The organism is Brumimicrobium sp. (assembly GCA_023957385.1).
Lineage (GTDB): Bacteria > Bacteroidota > Bacteroidia > Flavobacteriales_D > Crocinitomicaceae > Brumimicrobium.
Genome location: JAMLGZ010000001.1, coordinates 2487038 through 2509044, shown reverse-complemented (window position 1 = coordinate 2509044; position 22007 = coordinate 2487038). Strand labels below are relative to the sequence as shown.

Sequence of the window (22007 nt, the reverse complement as noted above, 5' to 3'; positions counted from 1 at the left end):
AAAGTAGAGTTGTAGTTCTCACAATCCCCAATATGTGGGATTTAATTTATCATCTTTATTTGAATGTAATCTGCTCAAATACTTTACTATTTTGGAATCCTGTTCCTCTTCCTTGCTGACCAGATCCATTACTTCCTGTTGACCAAACTGTTCCGTCCTTTTTCAAGGCAATAGTAAAGCTGTTTGATGTTTCAGCCATCACTACATCATCCATGATTTTTACAAAGCCAGCTTTATTGGTGGTATTTCCAAGGCCTAACTCACCCATTTCATTTCTTCCAGCGCCCCAAAGTGTTCCATCTTTTTTTACAACTACACTCTGTTCTTTCCCCGCAGAAGCGTACGAAACATCGGTCATCAATTTTTCTGGATTGTGAATGCTATATCCACCGTTATCTTTTATTTGTCCATATCCATTAACTCCAGTACCCCAAAGTGAACCATCTGATTTAATAAATAGTGTGAATTGAACTCCTGCAGACATTTGAATCACATCACTTGCAATTTTGATAGGAGAGAATACTGGTTTTCCCTTTGTTTCTCCTAATTGATGATTATTGTTGTGTCCCACACCCCAAAGCGTATGATCTGTTTTTAAGATTAGTGTATGGTTTGCACCTCCTGAAACAGCTAGTACGTCATCCAATACTTTAGCTGGTATAATTTGATAATCTTGGTTTCCATTTACTAATTGTCCCCAATTATTTACACCCATAGACCAGAGTGTGTTATCTTCTTTAACAAAAAGACTAAAATCTTTTCCTGCAGCAATATCAATCACTTTATCTGTGATTTTTTGCGGAGTTGACTCTGAAAAATCCTTTCCTGTACCCAATCTTCCATAAGAATTATACCCTACAGTCCATAGTGTATGGTCATTTTTTAATATCATGGTATGCTCCTCTCCTGACGATACTTTGAGTACATTATCCATGATTTTTACTGGGGTATATTTAGGAGAAGAACTAGCAACTCCGATTTGACTTTGATTGTTTTTTCCCCAAGCCCATAAAGTTCCTTTGTTATCGATATAGAATGCACAGAAATATCCAGTTGAAATTTGGGGTTCTCCAGTAGTGGCAGTTGAATTAGCCTTTACAGTAAAGTTCATACTTAAGAGTATGCTTAATAGAAGTATGTTAAATGTGTTTTTAGTGATTGTTTTCATAATTATTTGTTTTTATTATTTGATGACAAAGTTATGTCACTGTTTCTTGTTATTTTGATGAAATGAGGGGGCGTATCTTTTTTTTGTCGGTTAGTTCAAAAATGTAATTATCGCTTCTCCATTTTTTGTTGCCTCAGCAAAAATATTTTGTACAGTTAAAAAATCGTCAGCAACAAAATCAAATACATCATCACCTTTGTTCCGAGGTGTCGGATAAACCTCCAATTCGTTCATTTTTTCAGGATTGAAATTTTGCTTTAAGTCTGAAATAGTAATTATCGAGATTTCATTGTTTAATTCGGCAACTTGCTCAGGTGTCAAGTAGTGGGCTGGCCCATAACCTAAATCTTGTTCCTCATCAATTAGTTGTCCGCTAAATAAAATTCTTGCAAGATTATGTTCTGCGGTTACGAAACTTTCTCCTGTAAGTAAAAATATTATTCCATCCCAAGATTTACCAATATCTACTAAATTTCCATTTTCTGTTTCGTCGTCATAGATTTTATCTTCCAATAAAAAACTGTCTTTTAAATAATCTTCAAGTTCAGATTTTGTCACTCGAAGTAAATTTCCTATCATGCTCATAATTCAAATATTTTTTAAGTTGTTATTTTTAAGTGTGTTGTTGTGTTAAGGTTGCAACTAACAAATCCATTTATGCCATCATTAACATGAAAATATAGTTTTCCATTATAGGTACCGAAATAAATTGGGTTCGAATCACCGCTTGGATTGATGTTTTTTACTAATTCAATCGTATAGTTTTGCGAAAACGCTGTAAGCGAAAGTGTGCTCAACACGATTGCTGTGATAAATAATAGACCTTTTTTCATTTTTAAAAATAAAGTTGTTTTCATAATACATATTTAAATTATAATACAAAGTTAAAGACTTCTTCTTCAAATAAAATCCCTAAAATGAGGGATATAAGTTTAGTCGTGAATAATTATTTGTGCTAGTTTTTCAGTATAATTGAGTTTGTTTTCTAGTTGATTAACGATGTCTTTCTTTAGGAGATATGAGCTATTTCTATAGCTGTTTAAATAGTCGTTTAATTGGTCATTCTCGCGATTAGATAAAAATAATATGGGTGTTTTAGAATCAAAAGTGTTGAGTTTAGAAGTGAATTCTGAAATGTTAAGCAAATGTGTTTTAGTATCTATAATTATGATTTCTGGCTGAAGATAATTGAGGTGATAATATAGCTCCTTCAGGGAGGTATCAACATCCAATATTTCATATCCTCCAAATGATTGTATAAACTCCGAAAGACTTTCTTTTAAATGTGCGCTTTCTGTATATAGAAATACCCTCTTATTTTTTTCCATTCCTACAATCAATTTTTAACAAAGATCAGCTAAATTGAACTTTGTGTCAATCCCTAAATTAGGTGATGTTGATTGTCAGATTTAGAGTTGTGCCCTTTCCTTTTTCAGATGAGAAATCTAATTTCCCATTCATCTCTTTTGCTCGTTTTTGTAGATTGTATAGACCATTTCCATGTGTGATTTCATTCTCATCAAAACCAATTCCAAAGTCTTTGATTATTAATTGTAATGTATGTCCATGTTGAGAAATAGAAATATCAACGTTTGGACTCATACTATATTTGCGAGCATTATTGATAGTTTCTCTAAAGATCATTAAAAGATTCTTTCGTGTTTTCGGATCAATGATGAGCTCTCCATTTGCTATTTCTTCCTTGAAAACAAACTCAATTTGGGAAGGGGTTAGAATCTCATGCGCAATCTTTTTAAGCTGTGTAAGAATAGAGTCTATCTTATCATTGGCAGGGTTTGTTGACCAAATAATCTCTCGGATACTATTAGCTACATTAGTGGATAAACCTTCAATCTTGTCCACTCCTTCACTTAATTTAGAATTATCTGGAGATTGCTTTTTAAGTAAACTGCTAATGATTTGAATACTGGATAAAGTAGAGCCAACATCATCGTGTAAATCTTGTGCAATCTGATTTCTAATCTTTTCCATCTCTTCTCTTCGTTTCATCTCCTGACGAATCTTATTACGATTGATGAATAGATATGCAGAAATAGCTACCAATATTGCCAAGATAATACTTGAGAATAGCACGTATTGTTGCTGTTTTAGTTTTGCTTGGTTAATTTCTTTATCTTTTTGAAGCAAGCTTATCGCATTGTCTTTCTTTTCAATTTCATAAAGCGCCTCCTTCTCTTCTAATTCTCTAAGTAAATTGTCTCTGAACAAACGATTGTAAATTTCTTGATATTCTTGATTGTATATATAGGCCTCTTTGTAATTTTCTTGACTATAATGATAATTGCGTAAGAGTTTCAGGTCATTAACAATACCAAGTGAATCTTTCTGTTCACGAGCTAGCTTTAAATGTTCACTGACTGCAGATATATTATTTTGATCTGTGTGGATAAAACCTAGAAAGCTTTCCTTTTCTTGCGTAAATTCTAGAAACAATTTGGGAGAATCAAGACGTTTAGAATTGTTAATAGCAAAGTCATAATAGAGTATAGCCTTTAAAGTGTCATTCAGCATTCCGTACCCTCTAGCCATAAGGTGATAGGTATTCACTAAATTATAAACGAGCTCCATTCGAATGTAATAATAAGTGCAGTTTTCAAGGATGTCAATTGCTTCAGGAATCCTATTAAGACTTATGTAATTGTCTGCAATTAGTATTCTGGAGTTGTAGAGTCCATTTTCATCTTCGAGTTCCTTTTTAATCACTATAGATTTCTCAGCCATCTCAATAGATTTCTGATACTCTTTTGTTAGATGGTAAATGTTGCCCAGGTTATTGTAACAAAATGACATACCTCTTTTGTTGTTTATTTTCTCAAATATTTCAAGTGCATTATATAAATTTTCAATAGCAAGTTTATACTTTGCTAATACCATATATGTGTTAGCGACATTTAAATAAGCTCCTGCAATATTCTCTTCATTTGATTTTTGCTTTTTTAATGATTCTAAATTCTTTTTAAAGAAAACAAGTGCCTCTTCATTTTTTCCTCGCTTCTTATTGATAAGTCCAGCAGCATGGTAGTAAGATGCTTGTATAGAATCTTTTTTGGATTTTAAACTTATCTCTTTGAGTATGTCAAGATAATCATCGGCTTTACTGATATTGCCAATATTATTATATAGTATAGCAAGCTGAGAATATGTGCTAGTCGTATAAAATTGCTCATTTATTTCTTTTCCTACTTGTATGGCTTTGTTAAAATATTCAATAGCTTTTGTTGAGTTTTTGGTGCTATAATATACACCGATATCACGAATTACTTTAACTTTTTGGCTTCCTATAGGTAAAGACTTTTCTAGTTGTAAAAGGCTATCTAAGATTTTAGGAGATTGAGCGAGAGCTGTAGAAAAACTAAAAATCAGTATACCTATAAAAATTCCAAGCGCCTTCATTATTATCTTCCTATAATGTGTTGTTTTATACTATCCTTTCTTTGAGAGCTTTGCTTACAGCTTCTGCTTGTGAATGAACTCCCAACTTTTCATAAATCTTTTTGATATGAGAACATACAGTTTCTCGAGAGATGTTAAAGTTAGCAGCAATCATTTTATAACTATTCCCCTCAGTTAATGATTGTAAAGTCTCTTTTTCTCTTTGTGTGAGTTGATAATCTTTCTTAGCAGAAACTTTAGAAATATGATTTAATACAATTTTAGCAGCAATGGGAGACATGGGTGCTCCTCCATCTAAAACCTCATGAATACCCTCTTCTAGTTTAGTTGTCACATGCTGTTTAAGAATATAACCGTTAGCCCCTTCTTGAATGGCTTCAATAATATGCTCATCATCTTCAAAAATTGTCAACATAATAACGGGAAGATCAGGATGTTTGCTACGTACCGCTTTTAAACCTTCTATTCCATTGACAATAGGCATATCTATATCCATTAATAATAAATCAGGTTGATACGAATCAATGTGATTAAGAATGTTACTGCAATTTTCAAAAGCAGATACTAGTTCCATTCCTTCACAAAAAGATATAAAAGTAGATATGCTCTCCCTTAAATCTTGATTGTCTTCAAATAATAATATTTTAATGGGCATAGTAAGTTTCAATTAATGTCAATAGCTATAATTAATCATTATAGAAGACTCCAAATGTAGTGAAAATCAAGGAAAGAAGTCCTTTTTTGTGTTAAATTATATAATAAATTGATAATTAATGTCTTATGAGATGCTATTCATAACTGACAACATAATTTCAATTGCTTTTTGAGCATCAGCTTCACTCATAGTAAGGGGAGGACTTAATCTAAAACTATCAGGATGAGATAAAAACCAGTAAGAGAGTAGTCCATTTGAAATACATCCTTGTACCACTTGATTTACAATCTCAGCAGAAGGCATGTCAATAGCGAACATCAGTCCTAATCGGCGAACTTCTTTTACTAAAGGATGCGTAAGCAGAGCATCTTCTATTTTTTTGCCTAATCTTTCAATTTCCTTATAATCAATTTCTGATAAAATTTTTAGCCCAGCAGCTGCAGCGGCACAAACAACAGGGTGTCCACCAAAAGTAGTGATGTGCCCTAAAATAGGATTGTGACTAAATAACTCTAAATTCTCTCTACTACTAATGATAGCACCTATAGGCATTCCACCACCAAGCGCTTTTCCTAAAGTGAGTACATCCGGAACGACACCAGTATGTTCGAAAGCAAAGTTTTTACCGGTTCTTCCCATTCCACATTGTATCTCATCGAAAATGAGTAGGGCACCTACTTCATCACAGCGTTTTCTAACTGCTGTTAAAAATTCTTTTGTTGAAACACGAACTCCAGCGTCTCCTTGTATCGTTTCGATAAATACACCAGCTGTATTTTCAGTGATTTTTGAGATATCTTCTAACGAATTGTGGTGGATAAAATTAACATGAGGAAGCAAAGGTTCAAACGGCTCAGTTTTTACTTTGTTACTAGACAAACTTAAGCTTCCGTTGGTGTTCCCATGATATCCACCGTAACAAGATATAATTTCTTGTCTTCCAGTTACTCGTTTGGCTAATTTAATCGCCGCTTCATTGGCTTCAGTCCCCGAATTCACAGGATATACTTGATTCAGATTGCTAGGAAGCATCGCAGTTAAACGCTCTGCCATTTCAATCTCAGCATCTTGGATGAATTCACCATATACCATGACATGAAGGTGTCTATCAACTTGCTTTTTGATAGCGTGTACAATATCAGGATGATTATGACCAAAATTACAAACTGCTATCCCAGCAATCATGTCTAAATAAGCCTTGCCATTTTTGTCGTAGATATAACTTCCTTTGGCATAGTCAACCTCAATCAATAGAGGATAAGGGCTAGTTTGTCCTTGAAGTCTCTTGAATTTATCAGCCTGTGATGACATGAACTTGTCTTTTTATTTTCTTGCAATTGCCTTTTTGCAAGCTGCAATTACATCTGGTGTATCGATGTGATACTTAGTCATTAACTCATCAGGAGTTCCACTTTCACCAAAAGTATCGTTTACCCCTACATATTCTTGAGGAGTTGGAAGATTTCTTGCAAGAACTTGAGCAACAGCGTCACCAAGACCTCCATGTAACATATGTTCTTCAGCTGTAACAATACAACCGGTTTTCTTAGCGGTTCTTAAAATAGCCTCTTCATCCAAAGGTTTAATGGTGTGCATATTGATAACTTCTGCATCAATTCCTTCTTTGGCTAATTCCTGAGCAGCTTCAATTGCTTTCCAAACGAGATGCCCACATGCGATAATTGAAACATCTTTTCCTTCGAAAATAGTATCTGCTTTTCCAATTGTGAATTTAGCATCCTCTGTTGTAAAGATAGGAACAGATGGACGGCCAAAACGTAAGTAAACAGGTCCTTCAACATCAGCGATAGCCATAGTGGCTAATTTTGTCTGGTTATAATCAGCAGGAACAATTACAGTCATGCCTGGAAGCATACGCATCATGCCTATGTCTTCTAATATTTGGTGAGTAGCTCCATCTTCTCCGAGAGTTAACCCAGCATGAGAAGCACATATTTTTACATTTTTCTTAGAATATGCAATGGATTGACGGATTTGATCATATACACGCCCAGTGGAGAAATTAGCAAAGGTTCCAGTATAAGGAATTTTACCTCCAATAGTCATTCCCGCAGCCACACTCATCATGTTTGCTTCAGAGATACCCATTTGAAAGAAACGTGTAGGAAACTCATCTTTAAAATCATCCATTTTCAATGAGCCTGTCAGGTCAGCACACAATGCAACAACATCGGGGTTGTTCTTTCCTGCTTCGTGTAACCCGGCACCAAATCCGGAACGTGTGTCCTTTTTTCCTAAAACTGTAATTTCCTTTTCCATTATAAATTAATTGTTAAAGTTCTATTTGAAAATACATCAAAAACCTTGGTTCTTGAATAGCTTACTTCTTTTATATCTTTCTGACGATATGCCACCATGTATTTGCCTGGTTGCAAAATTAATTCATTGTTTGATTTCATTTCATTCAAATCACACACCCATTCATATTGATTTTCTCCTACGATCTCAAACACTTGCCCTGTTACAGGTTTGTAGGAATTTAATGTAATGACACCCGGAGAAGGGATGGTGATGTTAGTTGTGGCGCTTTGATCTACCTTAATAGTTTGATAACGTCGAGGTAAAGTGAGAATTTCTAAATCATACTCTCCGACAATATATTCTTGAATTTCATCAAACTTCTGCACATTCAATGTTTTAGATTTTCCTTTTTCCATTACTCTCACTTCTACATTTCCATACTTAGTGCTTTGAGCAAATCCTACTTTTAATCTACCCTGTGGCGCATCTACTTCGATAATGTTGTGTGTGTTTCTAATGATTTTTATATTCTTCTTTTCAACAGCAGGTAATGTTTTAACATATAAATCATAGGTGATATCTGGGTTTAGAATTAAGGTGTCAGGCACGCCTTTTATATTCATGGTGTGGGTAAAAGTGTACTTCAATTCTTTAGTTCCTGCTTTATAAAGGAACATGGTTACATTTGTTTCTAAAGGTCTTTTATCTATTGTGTTTAAATTAATTTGAACGGTAGTATTCACTAATACTTTATTGATAATGTCTTTAAGGACTTCTCTGAAAGCAATAGGGTCTTCTGCTGATTTGTAATTACCATAGCAGTTAAAATGCGAGAGATAAGACATGTCCATACCTAGTCCAATTACGAAGGGACTAATTGTAATTCCCTTTTCTTTCAACTTGGTTGCGATTCGGCATGGATCTCCATCGCAGGCTTCAATCCCATCGGTAATTAAAATAATTACATTCTTAGCAATTCTATCTGGAAAATCATCAGCAGCTTGTTCGAGTGATAATGCAATAGGGGTTGTTCCTTTAGCTTGCGTTGTTTTAACTTTATCTAGAATTGCTTGATGGTTATTTTTACCAAATGGAATTTCTAATTTAGTATCATTGCAGTCTTGAAATGTCGGAGTAATTGGAGATTGGTGACCATATATTCTTAGGGCGAGTTCCAGATTTGGAACACCCCTTAAGCTATCTACTGCATTTGAAAGTATCTTTTTAGCAGTTAAGATACGAGATTGAGTCCCCCATTTTTCATTCATAGAATTGGAAGCATCCAACACGAAAAGAATACGCGTTAATTCACCTTGTGAGAAGGTGTTAAACGAAACAATTAATAATAAAGCAATAAGTATTCTTTTCATAATATCTAATCTTATGCGTAATCGCCTAAGGTTTCTTCCAGCTGACCGAGTGCGTTAGTTAGTTGTTCCGCATTTGGTGCTTTTCCATGCCAAGCATGAGTTCCCATCATAAAATCAACGCCTTGTCCCATTTCGGTAGTCATCAATATCATAACTGGCTTTCCTTTTCCTGTAAGTGATTTAGCTTGTTCAAACCCTTTGATTAATGAATCCATATCATTTCCATTCATTTCAATGGTTTCCCAGCCAAAAGCCTGCCATTTATGCTTTAAGTTTCCGAGTGACATCACATCTTCAACATCGCCATCAATTTGACGTCCATTGTAATCTACAGTAGCAATCACATTGTCAATTCCTTTTGCAGCACCGTAAATAGCGGCTTCCCAAACTTGTCCTTCTTGTAACTCACCGTCACCCATTAGTACGTATACTAGATTGGAATCTCCATTTAATTTTTTAGATTCTGCAGCACCCAAAGCCATAGAAAGACCTTGTCCTAATGAACCAGATGCTGCTCTAATTCCAGGTAGCCCTTTATCAATACTTGGGTGTCCTTGTAAACGCGTTCCTAATTTTCTAAAAGTTGAAAGTTCATTGACTGGGAAATACCCTGCATGAGCCAATGTGCTATACCAAACCGGAGAAATATGTCCGTTTGAAAGGAAAAATAAATCTTCTCCCTTGCCATCCATGGTAAATTGCTGTGGATTGTGCTTTAAAACGCGATGGTATAAAACAGTAAAGTAATCTGCGCAACCTAGTGAACCGCCTGGGTGGCCCGAATTTACATCGGCTACCATTCTCAAAATGTCTCTTCGTGTTTGTGAAGCGTATTTTTTCAGTGTTTCAATATCCATTTTTTCAACTTTTATATGACAACAAAGTTATCAATTTAAAGCAAAAAAAAGATGACAAAACTCCAGATTGTTAGTAAGATGCTAGATTGTTAATAAGTTTTCTTATATCGGATGAATTTCTTTTAGAGTTGCGGTGTATGCTATCTTGGGAAGAGCTGCAATAGTTTCGATTATTTCTTCAACAGAAGTTTGCTGATCGTCAAAATGAACTGAAATCTCACTGTGTAATTCATCAAATCGAACATCTACTTGGGAAACACCCCCTGCATCGTAAAGTCCTTTTCGAATACTAGCACCACATCCTTTTTCACACATCATTCCAGATACATCGAAGGTAGCTATCTGATTCGGAATCACTTTGGATTCAGGCGCTATCATTTCTATCGATTGCTCTGTCGCAATTTGCTCTTTTTCAGTGCTGTTCTGACAAGCAACTAATAAAATAAGAGGTATGAAAATAATTTTTTTCATCTTACAAGTTTACACAAAGATATTAAGAAATAACGTGATTTGATGCTTGAAATTATTCATTATTTATTGTGCTCACACTTTTTTAATATTCCCGTTGTGCATCTCCAGAAATAAATAATTCACAAGTAGGGCTGAGTAACCAAGTTCTTTGGGTGACAATAGTGGGGGAGGATTGTCGGTCGGCTTTGCCCACCGCCCTATCCTCTCTTTGCATTGTCACCCCGACGGACGAAGGAGTGTCGGGGTCTAATGTCATATTTGCATTTTAGCTTAATAAATAAATATTGAAAAAAGTATGAAAAATCATTCATTAATGATTATTTTAACGTATAACGAATGATTATTGATTCATATATCTATAATTTATTTGATATCTTTGATCAATAAAGCATCTATTTTCTGGCTTAACTCCTTAGGTACCTTATATTGCTTTGCATATTTTTTCCAATTTTGAATAATTTCCAGACAATGATTAATGATAGCTTCTGGATTTCGTATGGAGTTTTCTGAAGCGATTATGAGTAAGTCCTGCTTGTTAATGTCGCTACGTTTCCCATTGATGCTCAGATTATGTTGTTTCACCCATTTATTCTCTGGGTGGTATGCAAAGCAAATATCGTATGCGGGAGCTAACTTCCATACCCCATCTGTGTCCATGAGGAAGGAGAAATTTTTGGTGTGATCATCGCAATTTCGTGCAAGCACGTTAAAAACCATTCTGCGATACATTTCTTCTGCTTCTGAATAGCTTAATTTGAGTTGTCGCATAGTTTGAAAAAGTTGTTCATAGCTATAACTCATTATATTGTTATAATCAAAGTGTTGAAGTGCACAGAATGTTTGCGTATGTAGTTTTTGATTTCCTTTTTTTCTATCAAAGCGTTTGGTCATAAAATGCGCTCTATCTTCTTCTTCGATGAGTCTGCATTCCGTCATTTGTATCCCAAAATCAGTAGCCATTTTATAATAGGTCATTTCAACACGTCCATATCCATGAGAGCTGCCAAATTGTGTATCATTCACTCCGTCAAATTTGATTAACCAATGTTCAAAATCAGTTGTTGTTTCGGATTGACCAGAGCGTATTTCTCCAGTTTTTTCATTGTAAGCAATAATGGCTTTGGGGCGTGCGCCTCCCGCTGATGTGCCCATTTTTAAAATATCGAGCATCACATCTTTGAGTTCCTCATTGGTGTGTACTTTTATTTTTTCTTTGTGTGATAAAAGTTGTCGCGTATATTCAACTAAGCTCGTTAATTCTAGAGGAGTTGAGGTGTCCTCTGTTTTTAGACTGGGTTGGAATTCCAATGCTCCCATTCCTCGTTTGCCAATGAAACAAAGTAGTTCCACAGGGTTGAGTGAGTTGGAAGGGCGGCCTTGTTGAGCGAGCCAAACATCAATCAACTCTTTTCCGTAGCGATCAGGTAATGAATCAGCTAATAAACCAGGTAAACCTTTAAAAGTATCTGAATCTCGTAGTGCAGGAAAAGAATAAATAACCCCTTTTTGTGGCATCGTAAACGGTGCAAGTTGCCATTTTTCACTATCAAAATGAGTGTCAAATTCAAAGTTGGCTACACCTTGTGTAGAATCCCAGGCAACTGCCCCCACGCGTTTACCCCAAATGTATATGAAGGCAGTTGTTACCATTCAAAATCTTCGTCTGAAGAGGAAGGTTGTTCCCCTTTTCTTTTTCGTACGCGTTTGTATTCTGCTTGAGCCTCCATGGCAAGTTGCATAGGACTGATTTTGGGAATAACTTCAAATCCCTGTAGCACATACAATGCATCTAAGATACGCAGCAACTTGATGAGGTTTGCTAAAGTGCTTCCTTCACCTCTTTCTATGAGACTAATCGTAGAACGACTCATAGTGGCCTTCTCTGCTAACTCATCTTGGGTGAGACGTTTTTCAATACGTTTGGATTGAATGAACTTGCCAATCTCTTGTAGGATAGATTTATCACTATAAAGAAAAATGTTTGAAATATCACTCATTATATGTTTATTTTAATTTAACGACTGAAATATTACTCAAATATAATAATTTTTTCTAAAATAATAAAATATTATTAGGAATATTAGCCCCTTAGATATTTAGAATAAAAAAAGGGAGATCATCGACCTCCCTTGCTTATATATTCAAATTGTCTTGTCCTAACATAGCGTTACACTAAAAAAAGTAATGTTATGGATAAATCTAAAAATCAGTACATTAAACGTACACAAAAAGATTACAGCATGTCTTTTAAATTAGCTGTAGTTAAAGAAGTTGAAAGCGGAGAAATTAGTACCGAAGCAGTAATGCGAAAGTACGGTATACAATCTCATAGTACAATTTTAAATTGGAGAAGGAAATTTGGTATCTTTGATTTAAAAAACAGTTCTAATTCTATATTTATGAAAACACCACAACAAAGAATCCAAGAGTTAGAGCAGAAATTACGGTTATTGGAATCAAAGAATGATTTCTTAGAGGAACAATTAATGAAAGCCGAGGATAAAGCTTATATTTTGGATAAGCTTATAGACATAGCAGAAAAAGAATATATGCTTCCTGTAAGAAAAAACTCCTTCCCCGATCAATCAAAGAAACAAACAAAGAAAGGCAAAGGTCAATAGGCTATCTTTGTGGATTGGTCGGGATAAATAGACAATACTATTATCGTAGTTTCTGGCTTATAAATGAAAAACGAGAAGTCGCTAGCCAAGTTATTGAAATGGTTAATAATGTACGTATAAAAATGCCTAGAATAGGTACTAAGAAGCTTTATTTTCTTTTAAAAGAAGAATTAAAAGGTCTTCATGTGGGTAGAGATAAACTTTTTGATATTCTTAGAGCAAATCATATGTTAGTAATTCCAAGGAAAAACTATCATATCACAACTAATTCTCATCATCGATTTCATAAATATAAAAATATTGTAGAGAATTTAGAAATAACAAAACCAGAACAAGTATGGGTATCAGATATAACTTATATTGAAGGAAGAGGTAATGGTTATTTAGCTCTAGTAACGGATGCTTATTCAAAGAGGATAATGGGGTATGATTTATCAAATAGCCTTGCAACAGAAGGTGCTTTAAGAGCTCTTAAAATGGCCTGTAAAAATCGTATATATAAGAATCATCCTTTGATTCATCATTCTGATAGAGGAATACAATATTGTAGTAATAAATATCAAGAATGTCTTAAAAGGAAAAATATTCGACCTAGTATGACTGAAAGCTATGATCCGTATGCAAACGCGGTAGCTGAAAGAGTAAATGGAATATTAAAGGATGAGTTTTTATTGGAAAATTATAAAGCTGATATTCAAACAATGAAAAAAATTGTAAAAGAATCTATTGAAATCTATAATAACCAAAGACCACATCTGTCATGTGAATTGTTAACACCAAGTAAAATGCATATGCAAAGAACTATAAAAAGAAAAACTTATAAAAAAACTTCTGTGAAGCTAGCTTCACAGAAGTTTTAATTATTTTTGTTTAAAATATGTAACGCTTATTTAGGACGATACAAATTTTTCTATTTCATATATAAATCAACGTATTCGTTTACTGGTGTATTTACTAAGGTATCAAAATCTAGTGATTGATTCAATACTTGATTTTGTTGTTTTTCAGCAAACACACGAGCTAAGTTAACTTTGTATTTTTTGATTAACTCAGGAATACCTTCATCTCTTCTGCGCTTGTGTCCGATTGGATATTCTACTTCAATCTCGTCTAATACAGTTCCGTCGTTTAATTCAACAGTTAATGCATTAGAAATAGAACGCATTTCTGGATCGTGATAATCTTTCGTGTATTGTGGATCTTCCACACAAGAAATCTTATCTCTTAAGGCATCAATTCTTGGGTCAGAAGCGATGTTGTCCTCATAATCAGCAGCAGTTAAACGTCCGTGAATTAATGGAACAGCTACCATGTACTGGATACAGTGGTCACGGTCGGCAGGATTCGCTAAAGGACCTTTTTTGTCGATGATACGAATACAAGCTTCGTGTGTACGAATAGTTACTTTCTTAATATCATCAGAAGTTTTACCCATTGCTTTTAATTTACCATGTAAGGTCATAGCAGCTTCAACTGCAGTTTGTGAGTGGAACTCAGCAGGGAAAGAAATCTTGAATAATACATTCTCCATTACGTAAGAACCGTAATCTCTTTGAAACTTGAATTCATTTCCTTTGAAAGAAACGTCATAGAATCCCCAAACTGGAGCAGTTAATACAGAAGGGTAACCCATTTCACCTGTTTTAGCGATTAAAGCTAATCTAACACCTCTAGATGTTGCATCACCAGCTGCCCAAGATTTTCTACTTCCTGTGTTTGGTGCATGACGATATGTTCTCAATGATTGTCCATCTACAAAAGCTAAAGAAACCGCGTTGATTACTTCATCTCTAGATAAACCTAACATCTTAGCAACTACAGCTGTAGTAGCTAGTTTAACCAACATTACGTGGTCTAAACCAACTTTATTGAAAGAATTTTCCAATGCGATTACACCTTGAATTTCATGTGCTTTGATCATCCCTTCAAGTACACTTTTCATAGTTAAAGGTTTTTTACCTTCAGCGATATTATTTCTTGAAATCCAATCTGCTGTAGCTAAGATACCACCTAAGTTGTCTGAAGGGTGTCCCCATTCTGCTGCCAACCAAGTATCGTTAAAGTCTAACCAACGGATAATTGCTCCGATATTAAATGCCGCTTGAACGGGATCTAATTGGAAAGATGTTCCTGGAACTTTAGCACCATTTGGAACTACTGTTCCTGGTACGATAGGTCCTAACATTTTAGTACAAGCAGGATATGTTAGGGCTTCTAATCCACATCCTAATGTGTCTAACAAACAATAGTGAGCTGTCTTCCAAGCTAACTCGTTTTTAATTTCATAATTCAGTACATAATCCGCAATATCTACCAACACTTTATCCGGTTGCGGTCTTTCATTACTAATTCTTGCTGACATTTATATTTTATATTAATAGTTTATACTTATTTTCTGTCCTTAATATCTACCCATGTTAAATCATCTGGTCCGATATAGTTCGCGCTTGGACGAATAATCTTTCCGTCTTCTCTTTGCTCGATGATATGTGCAGCCCAACCTGTAACACGACTCACAACAAATAGAGGAGTAAACATAGCAGTTGGAACACCCATCTTATTGTAAGATACAGCTGAGAACCAATCTAGGTTAGGGAACATTTTTTTGTTATCCCACATGGCTGTCTCCAATCTTTCGGCAACATCGTACAATAGCATATCTCCATCTTCTTTTGAAAGATCTTCTGCAATTTTCTTGATAATTACGTTACGAGGATCGGTAACTGTATATACTGGGTGACCAAATCCAATGATTTTTTCCTTTTGTTCTAAGCGTACTAAGATATCTTTTTCAGCTTCATCTGCAGAGCTGTAACGAGATTGAATCTCATACGCTACTTCATTTGCACCTCCGTGTTTTGGTCCACGTAAAGCACCAATAGCACCAGCAATAGAAGCGTAGATGTCAGAACCAGTTCCTGCGATTACACGACCTGTGAAAGTGGAAGCGTTGAATTCATGCTCTGCATATAAAATTAAAGAAACATTCATTGCATGTTCCCAAGAAGCAGAAGGTGCTTTTCCATGTAAAAGATGTAAGAAATGTCCACCCACTGAATCATCGTTAGTTTCTACTTCAATCTCTTTGTTGTTTACAGTATAATGATGCCAAAATAATAGAGCAGAGCTAAATGAAGCCATTAATTTATCTGCAATTGCTTGCGCACCTTCCTTTGTATAAGGTTCTTTTTCTGGAGTAATTGTTCCCAATGAAGCAGCATATACTTGTAATACGTTCATAGGATGTGCTTCACCAGGAATTTGCTTTAATATTTCTTTAATTCCTTTCGGAAGACCTCTCAGTGTTTTTAATCTTGCTTTATAGCTATCTAATTCAGCTTGAGTAGGTAATTTACCGTAAATTAAAAGATAAGCTACTTCTTCAAATTGAGCTTTAGCAGCTAAATCATAAATATCGTAACCTCTGTAATGAAGGTCGTTTCCAGATTTTCCAACGGTGCAAAGTGCGGTATTACCAGCGGCAACACCAGATAAAGCAACGCTTTTCTTTTTAACTGGCATAGGGTTATTTTGAGTTTCCATGTTTTTGTTGTTTAAAAAGGTTATCTAATTTTTGTTCATAATCATAGTAGCCAATACTTTCGTATAATTCGGTTCGAGATTGCATAGTGTCTAAAACATTTTTCTGTGTTCCTTCTTGGCGTATATGTTCATATACCACCTGAGCAGCTTTATTAGCAGCACGGAAAGCAGAAAGTGGATATAAAATTAATTCTACTTCAGCTGCTTTTAACTCCTCTACGGTGTACATGTCAATTTTTCCAAATTCGGTAATATTTGCTAGTACAGGTATTCCTGTAGCTTGTACGAATTCTTTGTAATAAGAAATATCTGGAACAGCCTCAGCAAAGATAAAGTCAGCACCAGCCTCCTTATATGCTATGGCTCTTTTTAATGCTCCGTCTAATCCTTCATTTGCAAACGCATCTGTTCGAGCACCAATCACAAAATCCTTGTCAACTTGGTTTCGAGCATCATTCGCAGCGTACACGCGGTCAGCCATTTCTTCGAGGCTTACCAATTCCTTGTTTGGACGGTGTCCACAACGTTTAGCTCCCACTTGATCTTCAATATGAATAGCTGCAGCTCCTGCTCTAATTAAATCTTTGATAGTTCTTTCAATATTGAAATTTGAAGCTCCAAAACCAGTGTCAATATCTACCAATAAAGGTAAGTCACATACACGTGTGATTCTTCTCACATCTATGAGTACGTCCTCTAAATTCGTAATTCCTAAATCTGGAATCCCTAAAGAACCAGCGGCTACTCCTCCTCCTGAGAGATAAATGGCATTAAAACCTGCTTGTTGCGCTAATAAAGCGTGATTTGCGTTGATAGCCCCTACAATTTGTAGTGGACTTTCCTTTTTCATTGCTTCCCGAAATTTTGCACCGGGAGAGATATAATTTGACACTATTTCAACTATTTTTTAATGGATTACAAATAAACGAATTAATCCGTAAATATAAAAGTAGAAAATGAAATAGATAGGGATAAATGACAAAAGTCAAGAAAAGAAGGATGGATGGAGATTTGTTTGTTTGGAATGAGGTAAAAGATTTTCCTTTTTTATATAATTATTTGTTGTATTTCATTCTAAATGAGCAATAGGTTATTATATCATTTCCCTTTGCTTTTAGTATAAAATCTATTGCTCTTTTCAGTTTATCTTTCAGTTAATTTCTTATTTTTGAAATCCGATATGAAAGACATCATAGCTCAATTTAAGAATAGAACTCCCAAACCCATTTACCTTTTACATGGGGAAGAAGCTTATTATATTGACCGAATTACTCAAGCAGCAGAGGATTTTCTGTTGGACGAGCATGAAAAGGACTTCAATCTGACTGTTGTTTATGGGAAGGATGTTAACATGGATCAGTTGCAAGAACAAGTGAAGCAATATCCGATGATGGCTGAAAGACAAGTGGTGATAGTAAAAGAAGCGCAGGATATTAAGTCTTGGGATATTATGGAGTCCTATTTTTCCAACCCTGTATCTACTACTGTATTAATTATTGCACATAAACATAAAAAGGCAGATTCTCGCACCAAATTTTTTAAGAACGTAAGTAAGCATGGGGTTGTATTTGAAAGTAAACCACTCTATGAAAATCAAGTAGAGAATTGGTTAAACGAATACATTAAAAGTAAAGGATATACGATAGAGCCAAAAGCTGCCTTGTTGTTAGTGGAATTTTTAGGGACAGACTTAGGGAAAATAGTGAATGAGCTTGATAAATTAGCTATCATACTTCCAAAGGGAACTCAGATTACACCAAACCATATAGAAGAAAATATTGGAATATCTAAGGATTACAATGCTTTTGAATTAACAAATGCCATAGCGTCACGTAATATTATTAAGGCAAATAAAATCATACATTATTTTGAACAAAATCCAAAAGCAACACATATTACGGCACTAATTCCAATGATTTTTAATTTTCACGACCGCTTGATGCGTGCCCATTTTTCTCAAGCAAATTCAGTAAATGAATTGATGTCTAAGTTAAAGATGAGTTACCCCGCAGCACAAGAGGTAATGAAAGCTAAACAAATATATAATCCTAAAAAAATAGCTACCAATATTGCTATTCTACAGGAATACGATTTAAAGAGCAAAGGGATTAATCCCGGGCCGGGAACAGACTCTGACCTTTTGCGTGAACTCATCTTTTTATTAATGCACTGATGAATCGATTTTTCCTTGAACTAGATAGCTTAGACAATGATATACTCACTCTTTCAGAGGAAGAGTCAAAGCATGCTGCCAAGGTTTTACGCCTGCAAAATGGAGATAGCGTAGAGGTGATAAATGGAAAAGGAGAACTTTTTCTGGGAGAGATATTGGATAATGCACATAAAAGAATGATGATTCAACGTAAAGAACACCTTGTGCAACCCAAAGATGATTATCATATTCATATTGCTATAGCACCTACTAAAAATAATGATCGTTTTGAATGGTTTTTAGAAAAAGCAACAGAACTAGGAATACATGAAATAACCCCGTTGCTTTGCGATAATTCAGAGCGTAAAGTCATCAATAAGGATCGGTTTGAGAAAATTTTGGTATCGGCAGTAAAGCAATCTAAACGACTCTTTTTGCCGAAATTGAATGACTTGACTAAATTGGATGTGTTTTTAAAGAATAACCCAAATGGACTCTTGGCGCATTGCTATGAGGATAGTTCAAAAAATACGACTATCTCAAAGGAGATTATGAAAAATAGCCAACGTTGGTTAGTTCAAAACACCCCGATTTTAATCGGCCCAGAAGGCGATTTTAGTCAAAATGAAGTGCAAAAAGCAACTCAAAATGGATATCAATTTGTAACTTTGGGAAAAACTCGTTTGCGGACGGAAACAGCTGGAGTATTTGCCTGCGCTAGTTGCAAATTATTTTTAGAAGAGAACAATGCGTAATTTATGGATAATAGTAAGCCTTTCATTTTGTTGCCTTTCATGGGGACAAAATTTTCAGGTGGCTGTATTGAAGTATAACGGTGGGGGAGACTATTATGCTAATCCAACATCCGTTCCTAATTTAGTGAAATTTGCCAACGATTTCTTGAAAGCAAATATAGATTTAGAAGTTCCGTATGTAGATGTGGGGAGTCCTGCTCTATTTTCATATCCATTTGTACACATGACAGGTCATGGAAACGTTGTTTTTTCTAATTCGGAACGAGAAAATTTACGCACCTACCTTTTAGGAGGAGGTTTTTTGCATATAGATGATAACTATGGGATGGACGAATTCATACGACCTGAAATTCAAAAGCTTTTTCCTAATGAGAAATTAGTAGAATTACCTTTTTCTCATCCTATTTTTCATCAGAAGTATAATTTTAATAATGGATTACCAAAAATACATGAACATGATAATCAACGTCCACAAGCTTTTGGAATTATTATAGAAGGAAGGTTAGTGTTGCTTTATACTCATGAAACTGATTTAGGAGATGGTTGGGAAGATCAAGGAGTGCATAATGATCCTCCAGAAAAGCGAGAAGCAGCACTAAAGATGGGCGCTAATATTTTACAGTTTATATTGATTAAAGGAGGGATTGAATGATAGTGCGTTTTTTTATATATGGTATTGTTTATCTAATGCTATCGTTTTCATTAGTTATGGCGCAAGATATGGGAGGGCAGGCACCACCGAAGTATGAAAACACATATTTGTTTAGCATACGAAAATATCAACGACAACCAGAACCCCCTCATTATATGAAGATACGTATTATGCAAATTCATAATAATCCCATGAATGAATGGACACCGCATGATAGTTTGTTCTATGCTTATGAAAGTGTTTATCTTCAAAAATATGAGCTAGCTTATAGTATTTTTTCTCGCCTTAATATGGATTCTGTAAGGCATCCTGTTGCGCAAGGGTTATATCGACTAACTATGCATAAAGTAGGTAGATTCAAAGCATTGCAGCAATATAATGAACGTACTCTTCCTAAGGATACAAATCTTATTTATAGTTTATATGATGCCTTTACTGACTTAAATAATGCCTATATAGCTAAAAAGAAAGGTGTTTTTTATACAGATTCTACAAATATCTTTACGATTTTAAAAAGCGAACGTATTAAGAAGGCACGAAAAAGTGCTGCTCCCAATAAAAATGAATATGCTTTAGTTTCTGTTGCCATTGATTCAGCTTTACGTCAATATGCTATGTTTAATGATTCGCGTGATATTGTTTTGGGAGATGCTTTTGAAGAGATGGGAGACTTTCAGAAGGAATACCTCTATATAACCAATGCCTATTTTTATTACTCAGCTGGGAGACATTATAATATTTCAGACAAACAACTTGGAGATAAATACAATAAGTCTATCTATATCATGCGTGAAAGAGATTACTTACAGATAAGTTTTAAAGGGCTTTTTGGGAAAGTTGTAAAAAATCGCTATGATTTTCATGATCATTATATTGAATATGAGGCAAGAGAAAATAATAAAACTCAAAAGCCTAAAGAAGCAAAAGAAATAAAGAAAAAAGATTTTATTCCGTGGTTAGATGGAAATCTACTGTTCCTTATGGGGATTTTTATAATTCTTATGTGTATCCTTTTCTTTTTAAAGACGAAAAAGAAATAATCTATAGAAAGGATACTTAAGATTGGTTGTACTAATATGGTAAGAAATCATACTAAATACACTTCATAAAGAAGAAATAGTTTGATTTAAGGATATTTATTAAAATCAGAAAAAACTTTCTATTCAACACGATTTATTATCAACTATTTTCCCTATCTTTGTAAAAATTTTTATAATGAAAATAATTTGTTCTATCATCACTATCTTGTTTTTATTCGCCTGTACCTCAAATAATTCTGAAGTAACAGAAGAAAAAGACAATGATTCAGGAGCAGTAACTGCTATTGATTCTAGCAATATTTTATACCAACTTTCAGGGCAATGGATTTTAGTTAAAAGAACGAATGCTGATGGAAGTAAAAGTGTAAATTATAGTTTAGAAACACCATCTATTGTTACGCACTTTGAAAACAACGGTTATTTTTCAATCTATGATATGATTAAGACAAATGCCTCTGAAAAAGAAAAAATGGAGAAACGTTCTTCAGGTCAATGGGAGGTGTACAACGATGACGAATTAGTTTTACGTTATAGTTTGACAGATTCTAACAACGTAGAATCGTATGTTATCCAAACGATCGATGATAAGAGTTTAGTTTTAAAGAACTCTGAGAAGGATATTATTGATTCTTATCAGCGTAAATAATAATTTCCCTTTTTTCTATGTTTTCTTCACTTCGTAAAAGGGTGGTGGGTCTAGGGAAGACCCCCAAGTTCATTGTAAGAATAGTTTATCCTGTTGCGATTTATTTGATTTTCCATTTTTTGTTTATCAACTTACTGCATTTTGATGCCAATAAGATACAGATTGCTTTTTTGTTTGTGTGGGCATTGATTGAATGGCAGGTTTTCTTTAGAGAAGATTGATGATTTGAATTTAATATCCGACTTATGGGTTATACTTTTTCTTAGTAAAGAGTTGATTTGGTGTGGATTGACTTTTTTAGTGTAAATAAATTTAAATTAAACCTCATAACTATCCGAAACTTTTTCAGAAAATCATATTAAAAATTAAAAAACCGAAACAGTCTTCTTAAATTTGAAAAT

The 22007-nt window shown here is 34.6% G+C and carries 23 protein-coding genes; 7 read left to right on the top strand and 16 right to left on the bottom strand.

Annotation, left to right across the window (positions count from 1 at the left end):
* Nucleotides 1-55: 55 nt before the first annotated feature.
* The 13 genes from M9897_10955 to M9897_10895 form a co-directional block, all read right to left on the bottom strand.
* Nucleotides 56-1168, bottom strand: a complete 1113-nt coding sequence (locus M9897_10955; protein ID MCO5269397.1) for a hypothetical protein — start codon at nucleotides 1166-1168, stop codon at nucleotides 56-58.
* Nucleotides 1169-1258: 90 nt separating this feature from the next.
* Nucleotides 1259-1747, bottom strand: a complete 489-nt coding sequence (locus M9897_10950) for a YfbM family protein (GenBank protein MCO5269396.1) — start codon at nucleotides 1745-1747, stop codon at nucleotides 1259-1261.
* A 20-nt stretch (nucleotides 1748-1767) separates the two neighbouring features.
* Complete coding sequence (locus M9897_10945) at nucleotides 1768-2025, bottom strand: hypothetical protein (GenBank protein MCO5269395.1); 258 nt, start codon at nucleotides 2023-2025, stop codon at nucleotides 1768-1770.
* 75 nt (nucleotides 2026-2100) lie between these two features.
* Nucleotides 2101-2496, bottom strand: a complete 396-nt coding sequence (locus M9897_10940) for a hypothetical protein (GenBank protein ID MCO5269394.1) — start codon at nucleotides 2494-2496, stop codon at nucleotides 2101-2103.
* Nucleotides 2497-2554: 58 nt separating this feature from the next.
* Nucleotides 2555-4582, bottom strand: coding sequence for a tetratricopeptide repeat protein (locus M9897_10935; protein ID MCO5269393.1), 2028 nt, complete (start codon nucleotides 4580-4582; stop codon nucleotides 2555-2557).
* Between the two features lie 25 nt (nucleotides 4583-4607).
* Nucleotides 4608-5237, bottom strand: coding sequence for a response regulator transcription factor (locus M9897_10930; GenBank protein MCO5269392.1), 630 nt, complete (start codon nucleotides 5235-5237; stop codon nucleotides 4608-4610).
* A 123-nt stretch (nucleotides 5238-5360) separates the two neighbouring features.
* On the bottom strand, nucleotides 5361-6548 hold the full coding sequence (locus M9897_10925) for an aspartate aminotransferase family protein (protein ID MCO5269391.1): 1188 nt from the start codon (nucleotides 6546-6548) through the stop codon (nucleotides 5361-5363).
* 12 nt (nucleotides 6549-6560) lie between these two features.
* On the bottom strand, nucleotides 6561-7517 hold the full coding sequence (locus tag M9897_10920) for a transketolase family protein (protein ID MCO5269390.1): 957 nt from the start codon (nucleotides 7515-7517) through the stop codon (nucleotides 6561-6563).
* Nucleotides 7517-8869, bottom strand: coding sequence for a VWA domain-containing protein (locus M9897_10915; protein ID MCO5269389.1), 1353 nt, complete (start codon nucleotides 8867-8869; stop codon nucleotides 7517-7519). The genes M9897_10920 and M9897_10915 overlap by 1 nt, the downstream gene beginning before the upstream one ends.
* An 11-nt stretch (nucleotides 8870-8880) precedes the next feature.
* The gene (locus M9897_10910) at nucleotides 8881-9726 is read right to left on the bottom strand and encodes a transketolase (GenBank protein MCO5269388.1); all 846 of its coding nucleotides are present in this window, start codon (nucleotides 9724-9726) and stop codon (nucleotides 8881-8883) included.
* A 102-nt stretch (nucleotides 9727-9828) separates the two neighbouring features.
* Entirely contained in the window at nucleotides 9829-10197 is a 369-nt protein-coding gene (locus M9897_10905) for a cation transporter (GenBank protein MCO5269387.1), read from the bottom strand.
* A 363-nt stretch (nucleotides 10198-10560) separates the two neighbouring features.
* A complete protein-coding gene (locus M9897_10900; protein ID MCO5269386.1) occupies nucleotides 10561-11847 on the bottom strand; it encodes a type II toxin-antitoxin system HipA family toxin in 1287 nt (428 codons plus the stop codon).
* A complete protein-coding gene (locus M9897_10895) occupies nucleotides 11841-12194 on the bottom strand; it encodes a helix-turn-helix domain-containing protein (protein ID MCO5269385.1) in 354 nt (117 codons plus the stop codon). Before M9897_10895 ends, M9897_10900 begins: the two co-directional genes overlap by 7 nt.
* A 192-nt stretch (nucleotides 12195-12386) precedes the next feature.
* Here M9897_10895 and M9897_10890 point away from each other — a divergent pair, with 192 nt between their 5' ends.
* Together M9897_10890 and M9897_10885 are read left to right on the top strand one after the other, a co-directional pair.
* The gene (locus M9897_10890) at nucleotides 12387-12818 is read left to right on the top strand and encodes a transposase (protein ID MCO5269384.1); all 432 of its coding nucleotides are present in this window, start codon (nucleotides 12387-12389) and stop codon (nucleotides 12816-12818) included.
* A 14-nt stretch (nucleotides 12819-12832) separates the two neighbouring features.
* The gene (locus tag M9897_10885) at nucleotides 12833-13678 is read left to right on the top strand and encodes an IS3 family transposase (protein ID MCO5269383.1); all 846 of its coding nucleotides are present in this window, start codon (nucleotides 12833-12835) and stop codon (nucleotides 13676-13678) included.
* A gap of 50 nt (nucleotides 13679-13728) precedes the next feature.
* Here the strand turns inward: M9897_10885 and M9897_10880 are convergent, their stop codons facing one another.
* From M9897_10880 to prpB, 3 genes are read right to left on the bottom strand one after another with little or no spacing between them, the layout of a single operon-like run.
* Entirely contained in the window at nucleotides 13729-15180 is a 1452-nt protein-coding gene (locus M9897_10880; GenBank protein ID MCO5269382.1) for a bifunctional 2-methylcitrate dehydratase/aconitate hydratase, read from the bottom strand.
* A 26-nt stretch (nucleotides 15181-15206) separates the two neighbouring features.
* Complete coding sequence (prpC, locus tag M9897_10875) at nucleotides 15207-16361, bottom strand: 2-methylcitrate synthase (GenBank protein ID MCO5269381.1); 1155 nt, start codon at nucleotides 16359-16361, stop codon at nucleotides 15207-15209.
* The gene (gene prpB / locus M9897_10870; protein MCO5269380.1) at nucleotides 16345-17211 is read right to left on the bottom strand and encodes a methylisocitrate lyase; all 867 of its coding nucleotides are present in this window, start codon (nucleotides 17209-17211) and stop codon (nucleotides 16345-16347) included. The genes prpC and prpB overlap by 17 nt, the downstream gene beginning before the upstream one ends.
* 330 nt (nucleotides 17212-17541) lie before the next feature.
* On the opposite strand from prpB, the gene holA reads away from it, so the two are divergent.
* The 5 genes from holA (at nucleotide 17542) to M9897_10845 (ending at nucleotide 21606) form a co-directional block, all read left to right on the top strand.
* Nucleotides 17542-18534, top strand: coding sequence for a DNA polymerase III subunit delta (gene holA, locus M9897_10865; protein MCO5269379.1), 993 nt, complete (start codon nucleotides 17542-17544; stop codon nucleotides 18532-18534).
* The gene (locus M9897_10860; protein MCO5269378.1) at nucleotides 18534-19268 is read left to right on the top strand and encodes a 16S rRNA (uracil(1498)-N(3))-methyltransferase; all 735 of its coding nucleotides are present in this window, start codon (nucleotides 18534-18536) and stop codon (nucleotides 19266-19268) included. Before holA ends, M9897_10860 begins: the two co-directional genes overlap by 1 nt.
* On the top strand, nucleotides 19261-19920 hold the full coding sequence (locus tag M9897_10855) for a DUF4159 domain-containing protein (GenBank protein MCO5269377.1): 660 nt from the start codon (nucleotides 19261-19263) through the stop codon (nucleotides 19918-19920). Before M9897_10860 ends, M9897_10855 begins: the two co-directional genes overlap by 8 nt.
* On the top strand, nucleotides 19917-20960 hold the full coding sequence (locus M9897_10850; protein MCO5269376.1) for a hypothetical protein: 1044 nt from the start codon (nucleotides 19917-19919) through the stop codon (nucleotides 20958-20960). The genes M9897_10855 and M9897_10850 overlap by 4 nt, the downstream gene beginning before the upstream one ends.
* A gap of 175 nt (nucleotides 20961-21135) precedes the next feature.
* Entirely contained in the window at nucleotides 21136-21606 is a 471-nt protein-coding gene (locus tag M9897_10845) for a hypothetical protein (protein MCO5269375.1), read from the top strand.
* Nucleotides 21607-22007 lie beyond the last annotated feature (401 nt).

Coding starts and splice junctions, on each gene's coding strand:
- M9897_10950 (MCO5269396.1), bottom strand. CDS start 1,747: ATGATAGGAAATTTACTTCGAGTGACAAAATCTGAACTTGAAGATTAT.
- M9897_10945 (MCO5269395.1), bottom strand. CDS start 2,025: ATGAAAACAACTTTATTTTTAAAAATGAAAAAAGGTCTATTATTTATC.
- M9897_10920 (MCO5269390.1), bottom strand. CDS start 7,517: ATGGAAAAGGAAATTACAGTTTTAGGAAAAAAGGACACACGTTCCGGA.
- M9897_10940 (MCO5269394.1), bottom strand. CDS start 2,496: ATGGAAAAAAATAAGAGGGTATTTCTATATACAGAAAGCGCACATTTA.
- M9897_10890 (MCO5269384.1), top strand. CDS start 12,387: ATGGATAAATCTAAAAATCAGTACATTAAACGTACACAAAAAGATTAC.
- M9897_10880 (MCO5269382.1), bottom strand. CDS start 15,180: ATGTCAGCAAGAATTAGTAATGAAAGACCGCAACCGGATAAAGTGTTG.
- holA (MCO5269379.1), top strand. CDS start 17,542: ATGAAAGACATCATAGCTCAATTTAAGAATAGAACTCCCAAACCCATT.
- M9897_10935 (MCO5269393.1), bottom strand. CDS start 4,582: ATGAAGGCGCTTGGAATTTTTATAGGTATACTGATTTTTAGTTTTTCT.
- M9897_10915 (MCO5269389.1), bottom strand. CDS start 8,869: ATGAAAAGAATACTTATTGCTTTATTATTAATTGTTTCGTTTAACACC.
- M9897_10900 (MCO5269386.1), bottom strand. CDS start 11,847: ATGGTAACAACTGCCTTCATATACATTTGGGGTAAACGCGTGGGGGCA.
- M9897_10910 (MCO5269388.1), bottom strand. CDS start 9,726: ATGGATATTGAAACACTGAAAAAATACGCTTCACAAACACGAAGAGAC.
- M9897_10925 (MCO5269391.1), bottom strand. CDS start 6,548: ATGTCATCACAGGCTGATAAATTCAAGAGACTTCAAGGACAAACTAGC.
- M9897_10930 (MCO5269392.1), bottom strand. CDS start 5,237: ATGCCCATTAAAATATTATTATTTGAAGACAATCAAGATTTAAGGGAG.
- M9897_10895 (MCO5269385.1), bottom strand. CDS start 12,194: ATGAGTGATATTTCAAACATTTTTCTTTATAGTGATAAATCTATCCTA.
- M9897_10850 (MCO5269376.1), top strand. CDS start 19,917: ATGATAGTGCGTTTTTTTATATATGGTATTGTTTATCTAATGCTATCG.
- M9897_10860 (MCO5269378.1), top strand. CDS start 18,534: ATGAATCGATTTTTCCTTGAACTAGATAGCTTAGACAATGATATACTC.
- M9897_10905 (MCO5269387.1), bottom strand. CDS start 10,197: ATGAAAAAAATTATTTTCATACCTCTTATTTTATTAGTTGCTTGTCAG.
- M9897_10845 (MCO5269375.1), top strand. CDS start 21,136: ATGAAAATAATTTGTTCTATCATCACTATCTTGTTTTTATTCGCCTGT.
- prpB (MCO5269380.1), bottom strand. CDS start 17,211: ATGAAAAAGGAAAGTCCACTACAAATTGTAGGGGCTATCAACGCAAAT.
- prpC (MCO5269381.1), bottom strand. CDS start 16,361: ATGGAAACTCAAAATAACCCTATGCCAGTTAAAAAGAAAAGCGTTGCT.
- M9897_10955 (MCO5269397.1), bottom strand. CDS start 1,168: ATGAAAACAATCACTAAAAACACATTTAACATACTTCTATTAAGCATA.
- M9897_10855 (MCO5269377.1), top strand. CDS start 19,261: ATGCGTAATTTATGGATAATAGTAAGCCTTTCATTTTGTTGCCTTTCA.